We start from the raw sequence: 16823 nt of genomic DNA on the forward strand, positions 1-16823 counted from the left end.
TCCTCTATAAGTTGAGGCTATTTTAGGCATGAAAAAAACATCAAGTCCAATCCGGATAAATCGTAAGTTATTGAATTAATTAACGTTTTATTAATAAAACCCAATATTTAGCATTTAGTATAAGTCTTCAGATTCAATAGCTTAAAAATTATTATTTATTACTTCATATATTATATAGGCCTCTTTTTAAAACCACAGAATCTAAAAACATAGAAATATATTCTTATTTGATCTAAAAAAAATCTAAAAACAACGTCTAATAATCATTTATACAGAGGATAAATCAGCTTAAAAGTTTGCAAAACGACTCATTTCTTTGTCTATACTCGCTAAAAAACGTCAATATTTTGAGATGAAGGGCAGTCATTAGAGGGATAATTACGTGCCAGATAGCAGGATTAGATCGGCAACGGCTATTACCCTGTTTCGATCTGGATTACCGGATTCGGCGCAGAGTCGAGATGGTTTACCCATCCATTCCTCACTCCTACAGCTAACGCTTGCAGCATGCGCGCCCACGAAATGGAGCCGAAGGCGCAATGTAGTGGGCGTCGCCGTGCCTGCACTTGTTAGCACTGGGCACTATTAGTTGACATTAACTCCGCTCGTCTTTCAAAACCTGGATAAATTCCGTTTAACAGCTCAAGGATTTTGTTGAGCAGCAAAACCAAGTCTTCTTCAGCGCCGTCCTCGTACCTAGGAGCCGCACGCGGAATCCGATGTAGTCTATGGAGCGGGTTATGACACGTTGTGAAAACTACATCCCTCACCGCACACCATTGCCCATGGGCGTATGATGAGGGCCAGGAATAGTAGGCGTCATATACATCCTTACATCCCGCCACCTGAGACATTTTCCGGAGATCAATGTTTGCCCAATTACCCAAATTGATATCTTGGAAATCCATATACATGTCTTCATTGGCCAATGCTTCCACACTTTCCTTATTGAGGTAGCCTGGTTGATTTTCCAAAATTTCTTCTAGCTTTAAAAAAGTGAGCTTTGCTTGGCCTGCACCATAGGCTCTATAAACATCCCAAAGTTTTCTGTCACCAACAGAAATTAGATAACTAAATGTGATGTATAGCTCTGCTAACATTCTAAGGGCTAGCTTTGCTGTTAGTAGTTTTCCTGAAGAAGCCAACCCCTCTTGAGTTAAAGCCAAAGCGTAGAAGCAAAACCCAAAAGAAGCATCGCGCTTTGGCTGGACATGAGTGAATTCATCAGTGTCAGAGAAATGATCTGCTAGGTCGCTCCAAACACTTCTAATTTCTGCTAACGTCCTAGGTAAATCGTAACTTGCTGTCGGTTTGTCAGGGGGCGGCGCGAAGCACTCAGTTCTCTTCTTACACTCATTCCAGAACTGCTTAGACCACTCCTTTTTCGGAACTGAATACCCCTCATTCATGACTCCGCTACCAAACTGCATCTCCGTAGCTCTGATCGTCGGCCTAACTTTCCGTTGATCTTCATAAAAAGGATATTCGGTAAATTCCCTAAACTGCTCCTCATTTTGCAGATGCAGTTTTCCCGAGTTGACGATGGGGGTCATGTAAGCCCAGCGGCAATCTGTTGATTCTTGAGATTGATGATCAAGCAGAACGAGAACAGCGTCAGCTAGCTGAGTCCATAGCTCGTTGTGATTTTCAGGAGCAATACCAAGATTCTCATGCCATCTTTCTGCTAATGGTAAACCATCAAATAACACTAATGGTTTCAGTGCATCGACAACCCCATCCTCCTCAAAAAGTACGTCAAAGAACCTATCTTGAAGGTCTGAATCTAAAGTTGATAAACCGTAAAGTGTAGTGGTCAACTAAAACTGGCCACCGCTTTAGAGGTTTTTTGGTATTTCTGTTCTGCTACTAGTGGCGATAATCCCTCGTTGAATTGATGAGGCCGATACCGATTGTAATATCCAATGATGTACTCCGTGATCGAGTGTACGGCCGAACTAAAATCATGATATCCAGACCTTGGCATCCATTCTGTTTTAAAACTTCTAAAAAAGCGTTCCATTGGACTGTTATCCCAGCAATTCCCTCGGCGACTTAAGCTTTGGCGAATACCATAGCGCCAGAGTAATTGTCGGAATGCTTTACTCGTATAGTGACAGCCTTGATCACTATGGAATAGGAGATTTTTGGGTTTACCTCGACTTTCAAAAGCCATTCTCAGAGCCTTCTTCGTTAATTCCCTATCCGGGCTGTTTGACGTAGCCCAGCCAACAACTTTGCGTGCATAAAGGTCTAAAACGACCGCCAGATACAGCCACTTTTTCCCCGTCCAAACATAGGTTACATCCCCGCACCATACTTGATCGGGCGCTTTGGGTTTAAATTGTCTGGCCAGTGTATTAGGTATACTTAAATGTTCTTTTTCACTTTTTGCATACTTATGCGTAGGCAGCTGCCGGCTGATCAGACCTTCTTGCTTCATCAGCTTATTCACCAGCCAACGACTCACTTTATAGCCTGACGTCGCCAGCATTGTAACAAGGCTTCTTTCGCCCGCTGAACCGTGGCTTACACCGAACCATCGCTTCATTTCAGCAATCACCCTGAGACGCTCTGGATGTGTTTTAGGTGGATGAGAGAGCCAATACCGATAGCTGCTGCGGTGAACTTCAAAAAGACGACAAAGTCGTGCAGTTCCCTTGCTCTCTTGAAGCTCGTGTATTAACGAAAACCTTTGATCGAGTCTTGCATCAAGAGAGCGGAAGCCTTTTTTAAAATTTGGTTATCTTCTTCAAGAATGCGCAATTTTCTTTCTAACTCACGAATTCTTATTTGATCGGGCGTCAAAGGTGTTGCTGATGATAGATTACCGTTACGTTCATGACGTAACTGACGTGCCCACTTATCGACGGTTGATTTACCTAGGCCGAGGCTTTCAGCCACATCACGAATTGAACGACCAGCATCGACAACTTGTTGTGCAACTTCAAGGCGGAACTCTGGAGAATATGTGGGTCTGCTTTGTTTAGTCATTTTTATACCTGGTTAGTTAAGGTGATTTTATCACCTCTAATCAGGTGGCCAAATTTATTCTGCCACTACAAAGCCCAACTCTAGGTAACTCGCAATCTCTGTCTTCTGTTTCGCGAAACGCATTTCCGACGTGAAGCCCTATATTTCTAAAAACCTCGATCGCTTTTTCTCTTCCAATACCATTAATCAACAGTGCCCCCCAAACCATGCAGGGCAGCCTCTCATTCATCCATGACATATAGCTCGCATTAGGAATTTGATTGAAAGGAGCAACCAGCCTGCTCCCCTCTTTCTTATGGGAAGCAATTCGACCTTGTTGGCTCTTGGAGCTCTTGGCTTTTTTTTTCTTGCGAGACATAAAGCTGGGTCCCTCTGATATTAAATGCTAATGCCGCACTAAGCGGACTAAAATTGTGGGTTAAAATGTGCAGCGAAACGAAACCTAACCCACTGTTTTAGTTCCGTTTAAGTGCCTTGTTAGGCATTCAGCTACAACTCAACGCATTACTGGCCTTGATAGCATTTCTGAGATGATATTTTCAGATAGATCAGGACATCTAGCTTTTATTTCAATTGCATCAATTGAAATAAAATTATCACATGTTGCCCTAAGCTCTTTTGCAATTAAATATGAATCGTTACCCAGTGAATCGAACAACTTCAATGCAGTTTTATACGAGTCTACCTCTGGCAAGCCAGCGGTATCAAATCCATATTTTTTCATCATATCCAAGGAGAATCTAACAGCGGCACCTTCTTCGAGAAGATGAGTCTGCTTGCCTCCATGCTGATCAAGTAAATGAACCGTTTCATGAGCAAGTTGATAAACAACCATTTTCCAATCGGTTTTTGCATTAAAGCCTAATTCCGCAAACGCCCCGTCTTTGCTCGGTGTGTACCTTACATAAGGACCATTTACATCCCATGATGGTTGATAGATTTTTTTTGATTGGTCTCTTGAGCCGAAAAACCTCTCAGCTTCAGCCATAAACTCCATTTGAAGTCGCCAAAGTCCAGGTTCATCGTCTACCGGTTGTGATTTTTTAAAGTCCAATTTAACTCCAATGCCGACTAATGATGCCTAACGCCTGCATTTGCGGCTGGTTTGGAGCACAGTGGAGAACCAGTCCGACAACATGCATTTGTTAGACTTATTTTACACCTTCAAGTTAACATAATAGATCGAACGAACTTTATCATCGTATTTTAGGCACCCTGAACGTACCAACAACCGTTGAACATTGTTGTCATGTATACCGCCATCAGGAACTAAAATCTTACAGTCACCATTCACAAACTCGGCTTCATCATCGGTATCTATCTCGCCAAGCTTATTATTTAAACGATCTATTAAATCACTCAAATTTTCTAATTGCTTAGGGTTGCGCTCATCTGCCAATACTAGCTTATCCGCAAGTTCTAAAATCGATCTAGAAATTGTAAAGTGATGCTGACTTTTGACGTAAAGTCCAAGCATGTGATAATCCATTGGAGCTCGAACCAGCTTCCCATATATATCATTCCACGGATAGGAAGCAACGCCAGCTTGCCTGTGCTGCGCCGCTTGATATTCTAACCACCTAGACTCACTGTCGGTTACGATAACCGAACCTGTAACCTGAGCTGTAAAGAGCGACATTTCATAATTTGGAGACATGCTAAACTGCATAAGTTGACCTCCATCTCCTGGCTCTCTTGGCTGGAGCATGGTCAATGGAGATGCCTCAGCATTCGCATCTAACTTATCAATCGACTGCTCAGCGAGATTCTCAGGCATGCCAAAATCGCTAACCAATAAACATATTTTTACATCTCTAGGCATCATATGTATTGAGTTCAAAAAATCCTCAAATGCCAATTTTGTATAAGCTTCGGAATCTTTCCGACTTTGCACGGTTCCTCTTCGGGATGTAGCCATGTCCATCATGGCTCTCATTAAGTGCAGATCGAAGTTACTCGGATCAGGAATTAGATTGATAAGACCATAATAAATATACGGTTCTAACTCCAACATAAACGAAATGTCTTTTAGTGCTTGGTACTTATACTTTCCTGGGTTCTTTATTGGGCTAAACTCAGGATTAACATTATTTGGATTGATAATTGGGCTTTCGATAAGAAATTCACTAAATAGTGAAGCCATAGGTAATGCGTGAAGGCCGATAACTCGAACATCAAGAACACCTGTGTATAAAGCCCTGAACCGGCCGTCCGACTTTGGTAGCAATGAATAGATATCTGTTTCACGAGGCCATATGAAAGAATAGAAACTATAAATATCGGAAATTTGTTTCTCAGTAATTTCACGCCTAATATCTAGCCACGTCTTACCAGCATCAAACCCTAAAATCCCCTTGATTGCACGGCAAAATGCTAAATTTCGTTCACGAACACTCAGCTCACTCCAACTGGTCCGCAACTCGTCCGGTAGATCTTTACAACAGTGCTTATATTTTCGGCCACTGCCGCAACCACAATAATCATTTCTTCCTAATTTTTTTTCATTAGTTTCTTTTTTCAGGTTCTCATTTTGAGGGTTTGTACGGCCGAATTCATCCTGATAATAAGTACTGCCATCCTCATAACCTGCGTACATTTCTCCACCGAATTTGTATAGCTCTTCAGTTGGTGGTAATAAAACATGGCGTAATTCAGACCACTTGCAAGTTAGCCTGTCTTCAGGGTAAAGCCAGGTCTCTTTTCCCGCAGCAATTGCGTCTTTGGATCTAGACTTTATTATGTGATTTATTTTGGTCACTTCATCTTGTTTCAGCTTTCTTTTTGCGATGAAGTTTATTGTATTGACCATTGAATGCCGTATTCTAGTAGCGTTTGGTCGCTGCTCTAACGGGTTCGTACCATTTGGGTCTTTAGCATATTCAAGATTCGTCAAGATCAAGCATCGATTTTTATCCAAAGGAAATATGGTCTGAGACCCCTTTAAGGCGATGTCAGGATCATTGGGATAGGCACATAATTCTGAGTCTGGTGGACACGCGTAGTTAAAGATAGTTACTGGATGATCTGACAATATGAATTTAATGTCTGAATCTTCGGCTGATACCAACTCACGAACCCCTTCTGCCCATAGCGTGCAGTGAATAGTTCTTAAAGCCTGCATCTCAGTCATCAACTGAATTTGATTTAACTCAGGGTACTTTGTTTTAACCCAATCTAATCCTTTGGGAGTCCGTAATTTCTGTACGTCTAAGTAAGTAAAGAAATCCTGAAAGCTATGGTGCCACTGAGCCTGATCATCAGTAAGAAACGCCTTAACCGCATCTGCACCATTATCATCAATCGGTCCAAACAACTTCCTTTCTATGTCATCATTGACAAAAGAGCCAAAAAAAGTTGAGTACAGGTCTTTCTCATAAAAGCACTGTGCGGCAGTAAACCAATTCTTTCCATAAACAACTTTGGTTGATCCATCTCTTAGCTGAATATCACGGCGTTTCAGATGACGCAATTGATTATCGCGCTCATCAATGAACCCGTTCTGGTGCCACTGAGGCACATAATGATTATTTCTTGTTTGGCTCATCGGGTATTCAATACACCTTTATGACAGGAGTGCAATCCTTTAAGTGTTGGTCAATAAAAACACCTAGGCTAAACGTTCGCTCAAAGCCTAACGCCTCAATAAGAGGCTACAAATTGTGGGCGAAAATACGAGCGAAGCGAGATAGCCCGCTGTTTTTAGTCCTTTTAATTGACTTGTTATATGCCGTAGTCTCGTTCTACTTTTGATATGCGCACTTTAAAAGAAGCATACCAAGATTTACGCCCAGTTTTTTGAGCCTCTAAATGTTCAGAGTTTGCCTTCCAATTCTTAATAGAATCTAAATCTGACCAGTAAGAAACTGTTATTCCTACATCTTCTCTAGCGGATTCTACTCCAAGAAAGCCAGATTGTTGCTCTGCTAACTCAACCATTCTATTAGCCATTTCACTGTAACCATTGTCACCTTCTGTTCGTGTCGAGGTGAAAATGACAGCATAATATGGTGGTTTAGGCGTATTCGCGATAACTGACATTGGTGCTCCTAGGCATATAACGCTCGCGTTTTCGGCTGGTTTGAAGCGCAGCGGAAAACAAGTCCGACAACATGCGCTTGTTATACGGTACTTCAATCTACCTTCACGACCCTAGCACATATTTGTTGCATTTAATTTTCAAAAACAACACTTATGAAAGAAGATCTCTTACTTCTTGCTTGCACAGCACAGGCATATTCATAGAGTCTATATTCATCCCCCTCATTACCTCAAGATACTCTTCTGCTTCAATATCTTTTGGTAAGTCGAATTTATTTTCTAAGTGTAGAGCTGTAAATCTTGATATACCTAGAGCCATTAAGTTTAAAGCATGTCGGCTGCATGAACCGAACTCTAAATAAATATGATATGGCTCGACACTTTCGCTTTCTTTATTATACCCAGCCTCTAAGGCAACGTGTTTTAATATTTCAATGTATGCAGAGAAATATTTAACAAGTCTGAAGCGAATAGCCTCTTCCAGGACACTGAGGCACCCTCGAATAACTGATGAAACATTCGATGATGAATCAATACTTTTCATATAAATAACTCTTTCTGATAATATTTTCCCAATCGATTCACCCCAAACCCACTTGTAAGCTAGATAGCTGACCCATGATCTATATCGGTCAGTAACATCCCAATCAAAGCATATAGTTATGGCTTTGAATATTTCTTCCATTCTGTCCTTTGCCCCCTCTATATAAGGAGAAATAGGAACGACATCGGCTAATGAATCCTTGCTTTTTAAGTAGAGGTACAGTTTCTGGAGATGGTCAGGCCTTAAAGACTGGTTGTTTTCAAGTATTCGAATGGGAAGCGAAACCTCGATATTTTTTATCGCATCAATAGTTTCATCAAGAGCTTTTGAGTTATGCTCATTTCGATATTGTTCAACAAAAGATAATTCAGGGTCAACTAAATAGTCATGGTATAGCTTCCCAAGTGCAGCTTCAGCTTTAGCGATATCAATATCTCCGGATATATTTTCAACATTTCCGAGAATTTCTTGCACAACTGATCCGCCGTCCTCCATTACGTTACTAATAGCTGATGATATCTCTTGCAATCGTTCTCCTTCGTAACAATTACTTTTCCATTCACTAGACCTAATGCACCAGATGTTTCCATGGAACTCCTGAAGCAACCGACCAGCTCTACCGGCTAAGTTCAAAAAATCCGCTCTTGTCATTGGATCATCACCTGACATAGGGTTTTCAATAATGATGTGTTTGGCAGGGAGATTCACCCCCTGGAGGAGAGTGCTTGTACAGCAAATTATCTTGATGTGCCCTTCTCTAAACAAGTCTTCAACGCCAGATCTGACCAATGAGGGCATATTGCCATAATGAAATGCCACCCCATTCATTATACAATCTGCAAGTGAGTACTCTCTGTGTACTTCACGTTTAATAAAATCAACAAATGTCAGAATAGCATTACTGGGCTGAAAATCCGGCGAAAGATCAGCTATATGGCAAGCAATTTTTTCAGCCTCTGCGGGCCCATTAGAAAAAGATATTATCGACTCGTTCTGAGAACTAATGGAAAGTGCAAAGTTTGCCCTCTGTATAATCTTTCCTTCCCTGAACTTGAAGTTTATTTTTACCTGGCCGATAGTAATTTTCTTATCTCTACTTAATAACGATATTTCTACTTCTTTAGGTTTGTTTTTTACTTCGGAAACTAAAATTATATTTTGTGAAACAGGAGATACCTGTTCGACAAAATATCTACCGTTGGTTGTTCTACCAAATAGAGATAAAAAATATGCTGGATTTTTTATTAACGGGCTGGCAAACAGTACTTTTACTTTGTCAAACCTAGATAATGTAATATTGATGGCATTCTGAAGTATTATTCCTCGCTTTCCATTTTGTATTTCATGTGCCTCATCAACAATTAATGACGATATAAATGGCTTTTCGTCTTGAGAGTTGATGAAACTCATCAGTCGCTCTTGCGTAAACACATATACAACGGCCTGCTTTATTTTTTCTTTAGCTACAGGAAATGGAGCTGTTCTAACGATAACATCATTGATATTTTCGCTTCTCAGAGTAGTACGGATTCGATGTGAAACTTCTGATATTAAAGCTCTGGTAGGAACTACATAAACAATGCTCTGTCCCGTATCAGACTTTACTTTTCTAATAAGATCTAGGTTAAGGACAAATGATTTTCCCGCTGAAGTTGGAGCGGAAACACTAAGCGACTCCTCGCTATCTAAAGAACTAAGAAGCTTGTATTGAAAATCGGTTAGCAAAATGCTTTTTTCACCATCAGTGTATGCTGTGTTTTCTGCCTCCCTTGCAACACACTCTAATTTTAGTGATGGTGATATCGATCTGCTAGATGGGTTAATATGCCTTTCTCGCAGTAGAGATCTTCCCGGGAAATTTCCGATTCTTGAAAAAATAAGATCGGCTGCGGAAATCACTCTAGCGCAATCGCCATTAGTATATTCAATTAAGCGTGTAATTATCTCATACGACAGTGAGGTGTCATTTGGCTCTTCTGAGAGTGATAGTATGGAAGAGTAACCTGCTAGGCTATTTATTTCTCTGTCATCGAATTCCACATTGATATTTGATTGAAAACTATCTGGTAGCTGTTGGAGAATACTGGCAGTTTCGAGCTTCTTTATTAGAAACTCAATATTTTCTTTAATATCTATATTCACAGATTATCCTTAATCTAGTGCCGCATTAAAGGCGTTTCTGAATGCTACTACTGATGGGAAGGGTAAGAAGAAGACTTCGAATTTGATATGTTTTTTATCAAAATTATCAAATCTTTTTTGAATTAATTTTGTTAGTCTTTCCCCATCCTTTACAAATACATCAAGAAATTCTTTATTAATTTCATCTGATGTACCTATGACAGACAACTTTTTGAACCCTTTAAAATCATACCCAATCAAGCAAGCATGATTAATACTTACGCTCGGGCCTGGTTCTCCATGTATGAATAGCGACGTAATAGCATCTCGTGTTTTCTCGTCCGCATATTTAAAATGCTTCGTCACCATTATAAATTCATGCTGATACATTTCTATATTATGGAATTGATCAACGCTTTTTATTGCATCGGCTATTGCAGAAGATGAATCTTGGTATAGTTTGGACTCTCCAAAGAAAAAATCGACCAGCCCCGTTTTTTCATTTAAGCGTGCATGTATTCCATCCGATCCTTTTACTTCATCCTTATGGTTGGTTTTTAGTTCCATCTTCGATACTAACTGTGGAGCTTTTAGTACAGATTCCATTAAAAAAAAGAGCAGTAACTCCCCTGCCTCCCCTGTTTTATCTGGTGAGTCGTCTGAAACTTCTGGATGGCGAAAAAGATCTCTTGCCTGTTTTATAAGTTTAGCTGACTGTCGAGTGGTGAGTGGCTCAGGTCTGTTTCGGGTAGCAATACAGTAATCTATAATGTAGGTGTAGAGCATCTTTGCAAGAGCTTTGATCATAGGGAATCCATTTCCATCGAATTTTATATAATGCATCCGAATCTGAGCATTAATTCCATTAATGTAATACTCGTGCTCTATTACATCTATACAATCATTATAATCAGTTGAATCAACCGATATATTTTTATTAAGTTCTTCCAATGAAGTCATTTATTCTTATTCCTGTAATCAACCAGATAAACCTTTAGGAGGAAAATCTTTGGTTAGCTTTTATATTTCCATATCAAAAAATACTTTTATCCAGTCTGTAAATCAGCTTTGGGGCGGAGCTGTCATTCCTATGATGCCCGTATAACGCCGTCAGCAGAGGCGCAGCTAAGCTGCGTCCTTTTGACTGGCTTTGTTAGCATTTTGGTCAAGTATGCGAAGGTTCGGTCCCCTCTTACAAAAACATCCGTAGAAAATCCATGCTTTCTAGAAAGGTTTTTGATAGTCGACTTATCGATAATTCCGTAGTATGAAGATCCCCGGTTACCTTTGTACAAATATCCGTGTAGGTGTGGTCTACCCATTTCGAATTTTTTAAAATAGCTGCTACGATGCTGATTTACAACTAAAGCTTTCCCCGAATCAGATAGCAGTCTATAAATAATTGACATTGTGGTATTTAGAGTTTGCTCACAAGGTATCGCGGAAAGAACATTGGAGCAAAAGATAAAGTCAAATTGATCGTTTAATTCTTGAATGTCTTCAATCGCTACACATCTGCTTAAAGGATAGTTCTTCTCTACATATTCCTGCACAGAACATCTTATACCTTTTATCACCTGCATTCGCTCTAGTTGAATCCTTGAGTCAGCAAAACAAATGTTTTGAGATATTTCACAAAGGTGGTCGCTGTAGCGCAACTTTCCACAACCCAAGTCTAGTATTTGACCAGACACAGCTATATTTTCAAGCTCTTCTAGAACCTGTCTTGAGGTTTGTGTATGTGGTTTCGCAGCATTATGGCTTTGAATACTATGCCCTTCAATTTTGTAGTGCATCGAACTGTTCCTTTATCTCTCTTTTTCTAGGAGCAGAATCTAGAATTACTTCTACCTCTTGAATTGTGTATTTCGAACATGATCCTTGAAGCACCTTCGAAAAAACAACAAGACCCAGCCCAAAGTAGAAAACAACCAAGGCATGTTCAAAAGCTTCCAAATACAAAAGAATGCAGAAAACGCAAAACACGATGAATGAGGATTCAATAATCATCCAGTACCAGGTCAGCTGATCTAGAACCATTTCTATTAAGTGTTTATCAACAATGGGGTTGTCATCTCGACTCGAAGCATACTTATAGAAAACCTTGGACATCAACCGCCCTCGATTTGACATTACCGTCTTCTTGTCTAGATTGGATTCGACAGCATCTTTTATTGGTTTTAGAACATACTCCCAGTCATAAAATGCACGAAGCCCAAAAATATCAGAGATCCTGTCATGCAATTTTATAATCCGAAATAAAACTGCCAATACTAGTGGCGGAACAAGAAATCCTACGGGTATTTTGAAACCTGAAATCGAGACATCGAGAGTGAAGCGAGATGCAATTTCATTTAGGGAAATGGATTGAGTAGTGATAAAGTAAAACACAATTAACCACACAAAGAAGTTTGCTGTCGCTAGTTTATTCAGCATCGCTCCATACGTGTTTACTGTTTTAAAAAAATTTGTGGGCACTCGATCTCCTTTTCGTAATGCTAACAGCTTATTCGTGTGCGTGCCTGATATACTGGTGAGAAATCACTGGGCCTCTGCTTGTAACCAACTGATTTCATTCTGAAACCTTCCATATTTTGACGATTCCCTTCCAGAAAAGCGTGCGTGCACACTATTTCGGCAACGAGTGGCATATAAACGTGTAAACCAAATCAATAACCTATTGATTTTATTATTGATTAAAATATCACCAACCAAATAAACAGGCAAGCACGAAGACTGAGTGTGTCCCCTTTCCTTGAAAAGTTCAAATCGTACTGTGTATTTAAGAACCTCTTTGAAGCGTAAAGGGCTCTGACCTTTTACTTCCTCCTTGTGAAAGGAGGTCAAAAATAACAATAATCAACTTAAAAAATATAGCCTAGTTAGGTATTAGAACCCAGCATGCACGATGCGAGACCTGACCCCTTTATTTTTCCAGTAAACGATCATCATGCCAGTAATTTGCAGAAGAAAAGTACTCGCTGATATCGTAACCAACTCCTCGCGCAGCTACAACTTGTTATGCGAAAACAACGGATGCTGAATCTGCCCCGTTGGTACTCAAACCTACCAAATCCGTTGGGCTAATTGCTCAGCCAAATACAATATCGTGCTTAAGCTTAACTGGGAAAACGTTATGGTTCTGAACCCTACGATCAGCTCTGTGATAATGCATGAACTCTATCACCGAATCCAGCTTGATTCGCTTCAGTTCTGGGAAGAGGAATAACGGATTCTACTGACGATACTAACCATGAAGGATGGCTAAATACGAATGCATTCCTCCAAATTAATAACTGGAAAGTAAGAACCTACCTTCTTTAGAAAGGGGCAAGAAAAAAGGCGAACCATTACTGGACCACATTTTTTGTCTTTACCTAGGTCAGTTAACCAACTTAATTGAGATAACCAACTTAGTTTCATAGCCTCAGATGGCACGTCTCATGCTTCACCGACACCCATTTCTATCTGTGTATCATTAGACCCCTATGATTCTACAATCGCCCCTAGAAGAGGCCCCACATAAAAGCGTTAAACACAAAAAGGCCGCTGAGATAGCGGCCTTTAGTTTCCAACTTGAATTGTTAGTTTCCAACTTGAATTGTCAGTTTCCAACTTGAATTGTTGTTATCACTAAATTCAGTCTTCCATATAGGTTTCAATGCTTGGGCAAGAACAAATGAAGTTCCGGTCGCCATACACATTGTCGATACGGTTGTTGGTTGGCCAGAACTTATTCTCGCGGGCGGATCGGCTTGGGAATACCGCTTCTTCACGGGTGTAAGGACGGCTCCAATCATCGACCATAATATCCGCTTGTGTGTGGGGTGCACGACACAGTGGATTGTTATCGGCTGGCCATTCACCGCTCTGCACTTTCTCGATCTCCGCTTTAATCTGGATCATCGCATCGATAAAGCGATCAAGCTCTACCTTGGATTCTGATTCAGTCGGTTCGATCATCAAGGTGCCCGGCACTGGGAAGGACATGGTTGGTGCATGGAAACCATAATCCATTAGACGCTTAGAGATATCCTCTTCTGTAACGCCTGACGCTTCCTTCAACGGACGGATATCAATAATGCACTCATGGGCTACTTTGTTGTTGCGACCACGGTAGAGCACTGGATAGTGCACCGACAGTTTCTCAGCCATGTAGTTAGCATTAAGAATCGCGACCTGTGTTGAACGCTTCAGGCCAGATTTACCCAGCATTTTGTTGTACATCCAAGTGATTGGCAAAATAGATGCCGAACCATAAGGTGTTGCTGCTACTGCGCCGTTCTCTGGGTTTAATCCTGCTACTGGGCTCACCTTATGGCTCGCCAAGAAGGGTGCTAAATGACTCTTAACACCGATAGGACCCATACCTGGGCCGCCGCCGCCGTGAGGGATAGCGAAGGTTTTGTGCAGGTTAAGGTGGGACACATCAGAACCGATCACGCCGGGTTTAGAGATACCCACCTGTGCGTTCATGTTGGCGCCATCCATATATACCTGACCACCGTTTTTGTGGATGATCTCGCAGATTTCGACGATATCTTCTTCATACACACCGTGGGTGGACGGGTAGGTAATCATCAAGCAAGACAGGTCATCTTTATGCTGTTCTGCCTTAGCGCGCAGATCAGCCACATCGACGTTACCCTTTTCATCACAACGGGTGACAATGATTTTCAGGTCAGCCATCGCAGCAGAGGCAGGGTTAGTACCGTGTGCCGATGATGGGATCAGGCAGATGTTACGATCCCCTTCACCGATAGAGGCTTGATACTTACGAATCGCCAGCAAGCCTGCGTATTCACCGGAAGCACCGGAGTTAGGTTGCAGTGATACCGCATCATAACCGGTAATTTCTACCAACTGCTCTTCTAATGAAGACAGCATTTTGTGATAGCCCGTCACCTGATCAGCCGGTGCAAAGGGGTGAATATTGGAGAATTCAGGCCAGGTCACCGGAATCATTTCGGCGGTGGCGTTCAGCTTCATGGTGCAAGAACCCAGCGGAATCATGCCGTGTACCAGAGAGTAATCTTTGTTCTCTAGTTTCTTCATGTAGCGCAGCATATCGGTTTCGCTGTGATAGCTGTTGAAGGTTGGGTGGGTAAGGATCGCATCGTTACGACGCATCTCAGCCGTAATACCAGTTGCAGCACCGGCAACGATCTCAGCATCCAGATCAGCGACGTTCAAGCCGTGACCGGTACCGAGTACCACATCAAACAGATCGGCAACATCGGCAGGAGTTGTCGTTTCATCCAAGGCGATACCTAGTTTATCGGCACCGATTTGACGCAGGTTACAACCGGCATCCAGCGCACGCTGATAAACCTCAGCAGCCGTTTCTGGCAACGTCAGCGTCAGGGTATCGAAATAGGTATCGTTAACTGCCACGCCTTTCGCTTTCAGGCCGTTAGCCAGAATCGCTGTCAGACGGTGGACTCGCTCAGCAATGGTTTTTAAGCCGTCAGGACCGTGATAAACACAGAAGAATGACGCCATATTAGCCAGCAACGCCTGTGCAGTACAGATGTTCGACGTCGCTTTCTCACGACGGATATGCTGCTCACGGGTTTGCATCGCCATACGTAAGGCTTGGTTACCGTTGGCATCGATAGAGACACCGATAATACGGCCGGGTACGGAACGTTTCAGTTTTTCACTGGCCGCAAAGAAGGCCGCGTGTGGGCCACCAAAGCCCATCGGTACACCAAAGCGCTGTGACGAACCTAGCACTACATCAGCGCCTAGTTCACCAGGTGATTTAAGCAACACCAGCGCCAATGGGTCAGCCGCCACAGAGACCATCGCTTTCTGTGCTTTAGCGTTATCAATCAATGTTTTGATATCGGTAATATCGCCATAGGTGCTTGGGTATTGCAGCTGCACACCAAACACATCATGGTTTTCAAGATCGGTGACAGGGTTGCCAACGACGATCTCAAAGCCGAAATAAGCGGCACGGGTTTTAATCACGTCGATGGTTTGTGGGTGAACATCATCCGCCACAAAATACACATCGGTTTTCTTACGATTAGAGCGTTTGCACAGCGTCATCGCTTCAGCGGCTGCCGTGGCTTCATCCAGCAAGGACGCATTCGCAAGGTCCATACCGGTAAGATCCATCACCACTTGCTGATAGTTCAGCAGTGCTTCAAGACGTCCCTGAGAGATCTCAGGCTGGTAAGGGGTGTACGCGGTGTACCAGCCCGGATTTTCAAACACGTTACGTAAAATAACGTTAGGCACTTGGGTGTTGTGATAACCCATGCCGATATACGAGCGGTTAACTGTGTTCTGATCAGCCAGGCTGCGCAGCAATGCCAGCGCATCAGCTTCTGATACGGAATCCTCCATTGCCAGTGCATCATCCAGACGAATGGAATCCGGCACGGTCTGTGTCATCAGTTCTTCGATAGAACCAACACCCAAATCAGCTAGCATTGCTGCCGTCTGATCGGCATCTGGGCCAATATGTCGACGTGTAAAGTCAGTCGTCTGCTGAAGCTCACTTAGAGCAGAGACAGGAGTAGAATTATCAGTAGCCATACAATAACCTGTTTAAACTGATCAGTCGGGTTAACGCCTGATCTGAAATCAAAGGGGTGCGAGATGGTAATCACCACCCCGCGTTGCGAAAAGATCTGACCGGGGGACACGATAGCCATTATCTCACACGATAATCCTGCACAACAATCGGCACAGGAAAATCATTCAATAAAGGCTATCCTGCAGATCAACTCTCTTCAGCAATCGTTGCTGCATAAGCATCTGCATCGAGTAATGCTTCCACTTCAGCGGCATCGGCCAGTTTAATCTTAACGATCCAACCACCCTCGTAAGGCTCGCTATTCACCAACTCAGGCTCGTCTTCCAAGGTTTCGTTAATAGCAACAACTTCACCGGCAATCGGTGCATAGATATCAGACGCCGCTTTTACTGATTCAACCAGCGAGAACTCTTCACCGGCAGTCACTTCACGACCGACTTCTGGCAGTTCAACAAAAACCACATCACCCAGCAGATCCTGTGCATGATCTGAGATACCCATCGTGACCGTTCCATCACCGTTATCCAGAACCCACTCATGGCTGGACGCAAAGCGGTAATTAGTTGGAATGTTCATAGT

13 protein-coding genes are annotated in these 16823 nt (G+C 42.3%); 1 reads left to right on the forward strand and 12 read right to left on the reverse strand.

Annotated elements, in window-relative coordinates:
• Window positions 1–569 precede the first annotated feature (569 nt).
• The 10 genes from EH243_RS08330 to EH243_RS08375 all read right to left on the reverse strand — a co-directional run bounded on the left by EH243_RS08330 (window position 570) and on the right by EH243_RS08375 (window position 12172).
• Window positions 570–1817: a DUF5677 domain-containing protein gene (locus EH243_RS08330; protein WP_126158189.1), complete on the reverse strand. Its 1248-nt coding sequence runs from the start codon at window positions 1815–1817 to the stop codon at window positions 570–572.
• A protein-coding gene (locus tag EH243_RS08335) for an IS3 family transposase (RefSeq protein WP_126158190.1) occupies window positions 1814–2991 on the reverse strand; the annotation gives its coding sequence in 2 pieces (ribosomal slippage) (window positions 1814–2733 and window positions 2733–2991; 1179 coding nt in all). The genes EH243_RS08330 and EH243_RS08335 overlap by 4 nt, the downstream gene beginning before the upstream one ends.
• A gap of 40 nt (window positions 2992–3031) precedes the next feature.
• Window positions 3032–3349 carry a hypothetical protein gene (locus EH243_RS08340; protein WP_126158191.1) on the reverse strand — a complete coding sequence of 106 codons (318 nt, stop codon included), beginning with the start codon at window positions 3347–3349 and terminating at the stop codon, window positions 3032–3034.
• A gap of 138 nt (window positions 3350–3487) precedes the next feature.
• The gene (locus EH243_RS08345; protein WP_126158192.1) at window positions 3488–4045 is read right to left on the reverse strand and encodes a hypothetical protein; all 558 of its coding nucleotides are present in this window, start codon (window positions 4043–4045) and stop codon (window positions 3488–3490) included.
• A 102-nt stretch (window positions 4046–4147) separates the two neighbouring features.
• Entirely contained in the window at window positions 4148–6535 is a 2388-nt protein-coding gene (locus EH243_RS08350) for a DUF4238 domain-containing protein (protein ID WP_126158193.1), read from the reverse strand.
• A 176-nt stretch (window positions 6536–6711) separates the two neighbouring features.
• Entirely contained in the window at window positions 6712–7029 is a 318-nt protein-coding gene (locus tag EH243_RS08355; RefSeq protein WP_126158194.1) for an antibiotic biosynthesis monooxygenase family protein, read from the reverse strand.
• 151 nt (window positions 7030–7180) lie between these two features.
• Window positions 7181–9715 (reverse strand): DEAD/DEAH box helicase, encoded by a 2535-nt coding sequence (locus tag EH243_RS08360; protein ID WP_126158195.1) that lies wholly within the window; start codon window positions 9713–9715, stop codon window positions 7181–7183.
• A gap of 9 nt (window positions 9716–9724) precedes the next feature.
• A complete protein-coding gene (locus tag EH243_RS08365) occupies window positions 9725–10654 on the reverse strand; it encodes a HamA C-terminal domain-containing protein (RefSeq protein ID WP_126158196.1) in 930 nt (309 codons plus the stop codon).
• A 128-nt stretch (window positions 10655–10782) separates the two neighbouring features.
• The gene (locus tag EH243_RS08370) at window positions 10783–11490 is read right to left on the reverse strand and encodes a methyltransferase domain-containing protein (protein ID WP_126158197.1); all 708 of its coding nucleotides are present in this window, start codon (window positions 11488–11490) and stop codon (window positions 10783–10785) included.
• Window positions 11474–12172, reverse strand: coding sequence for a hypothetical protein (locus tag EH243_RS08375; protein WP_126158198.1), 699 nt, complete (start codon window positions 12170–12172; stop codon window positions 11474–11476). Before EH243_RS08375 ends, EH243_RS08370 begins: the two co-directional genes overlap by 17 nt.
• Before the next feature lie 595 nt (window positions 12173–12767).
• On the opposite strand from EH243_RS08375, the gene EH243_RS18880 reads away from it, so the two are divergent.
• A complete protein-coding gene (locus tag EH243_RS18880) occupies window positions 12768–12923 on the forward strand; it encodes a YgjP-like metallopeptidase domain-containing protein (RefSeq protein ID WP_420897533.1) in 156 nt (51 codons plus the stop codon).
• A 410-nt stretch (window positions 12924–13333) separates the two neighbouring features.
• Here the strand turns inward: EH243_RS18880 and gcvP are convergent, their stop codons facing one another.
• Together gcvP and gcvH are read right to left on the reverse strand one after the other, a co-directional pair.
• Complete coding sequence (gene gcvP, locus EH243_RS08385) at window positions 13334–16243, reverse strand: aminomethyl-transferring glycine dehydrogenase (RefSeq protein WP_126158199.1); 2910 nt, start codon at window positions 16241–16243, stop codon at window positions 13334–13336.
• Between the two features lie 187 nt (window positions 16244–16430).
• Window positions 16431–16820, reverse strand: coding sequence for a glycine cleavage system protein GcvH (gene gcvH / locus EH243_RS08390; protein WP_126158200.1), 390 nt, complete (start codon window positions 16818–16820; stop codon window positions 16431–16433).
• Window positions 16821–16823 lie beyond the last annotated feature (3 nt).

Source organism: Amphritea opalescens, assembly GCF_003957515.1.
GTDB lineage: Bacteria > Pseudomonadota > Gammaproteobacteria > Pseudomonadales > Balneatricaceae > Amphritea > Amphritea opalescens.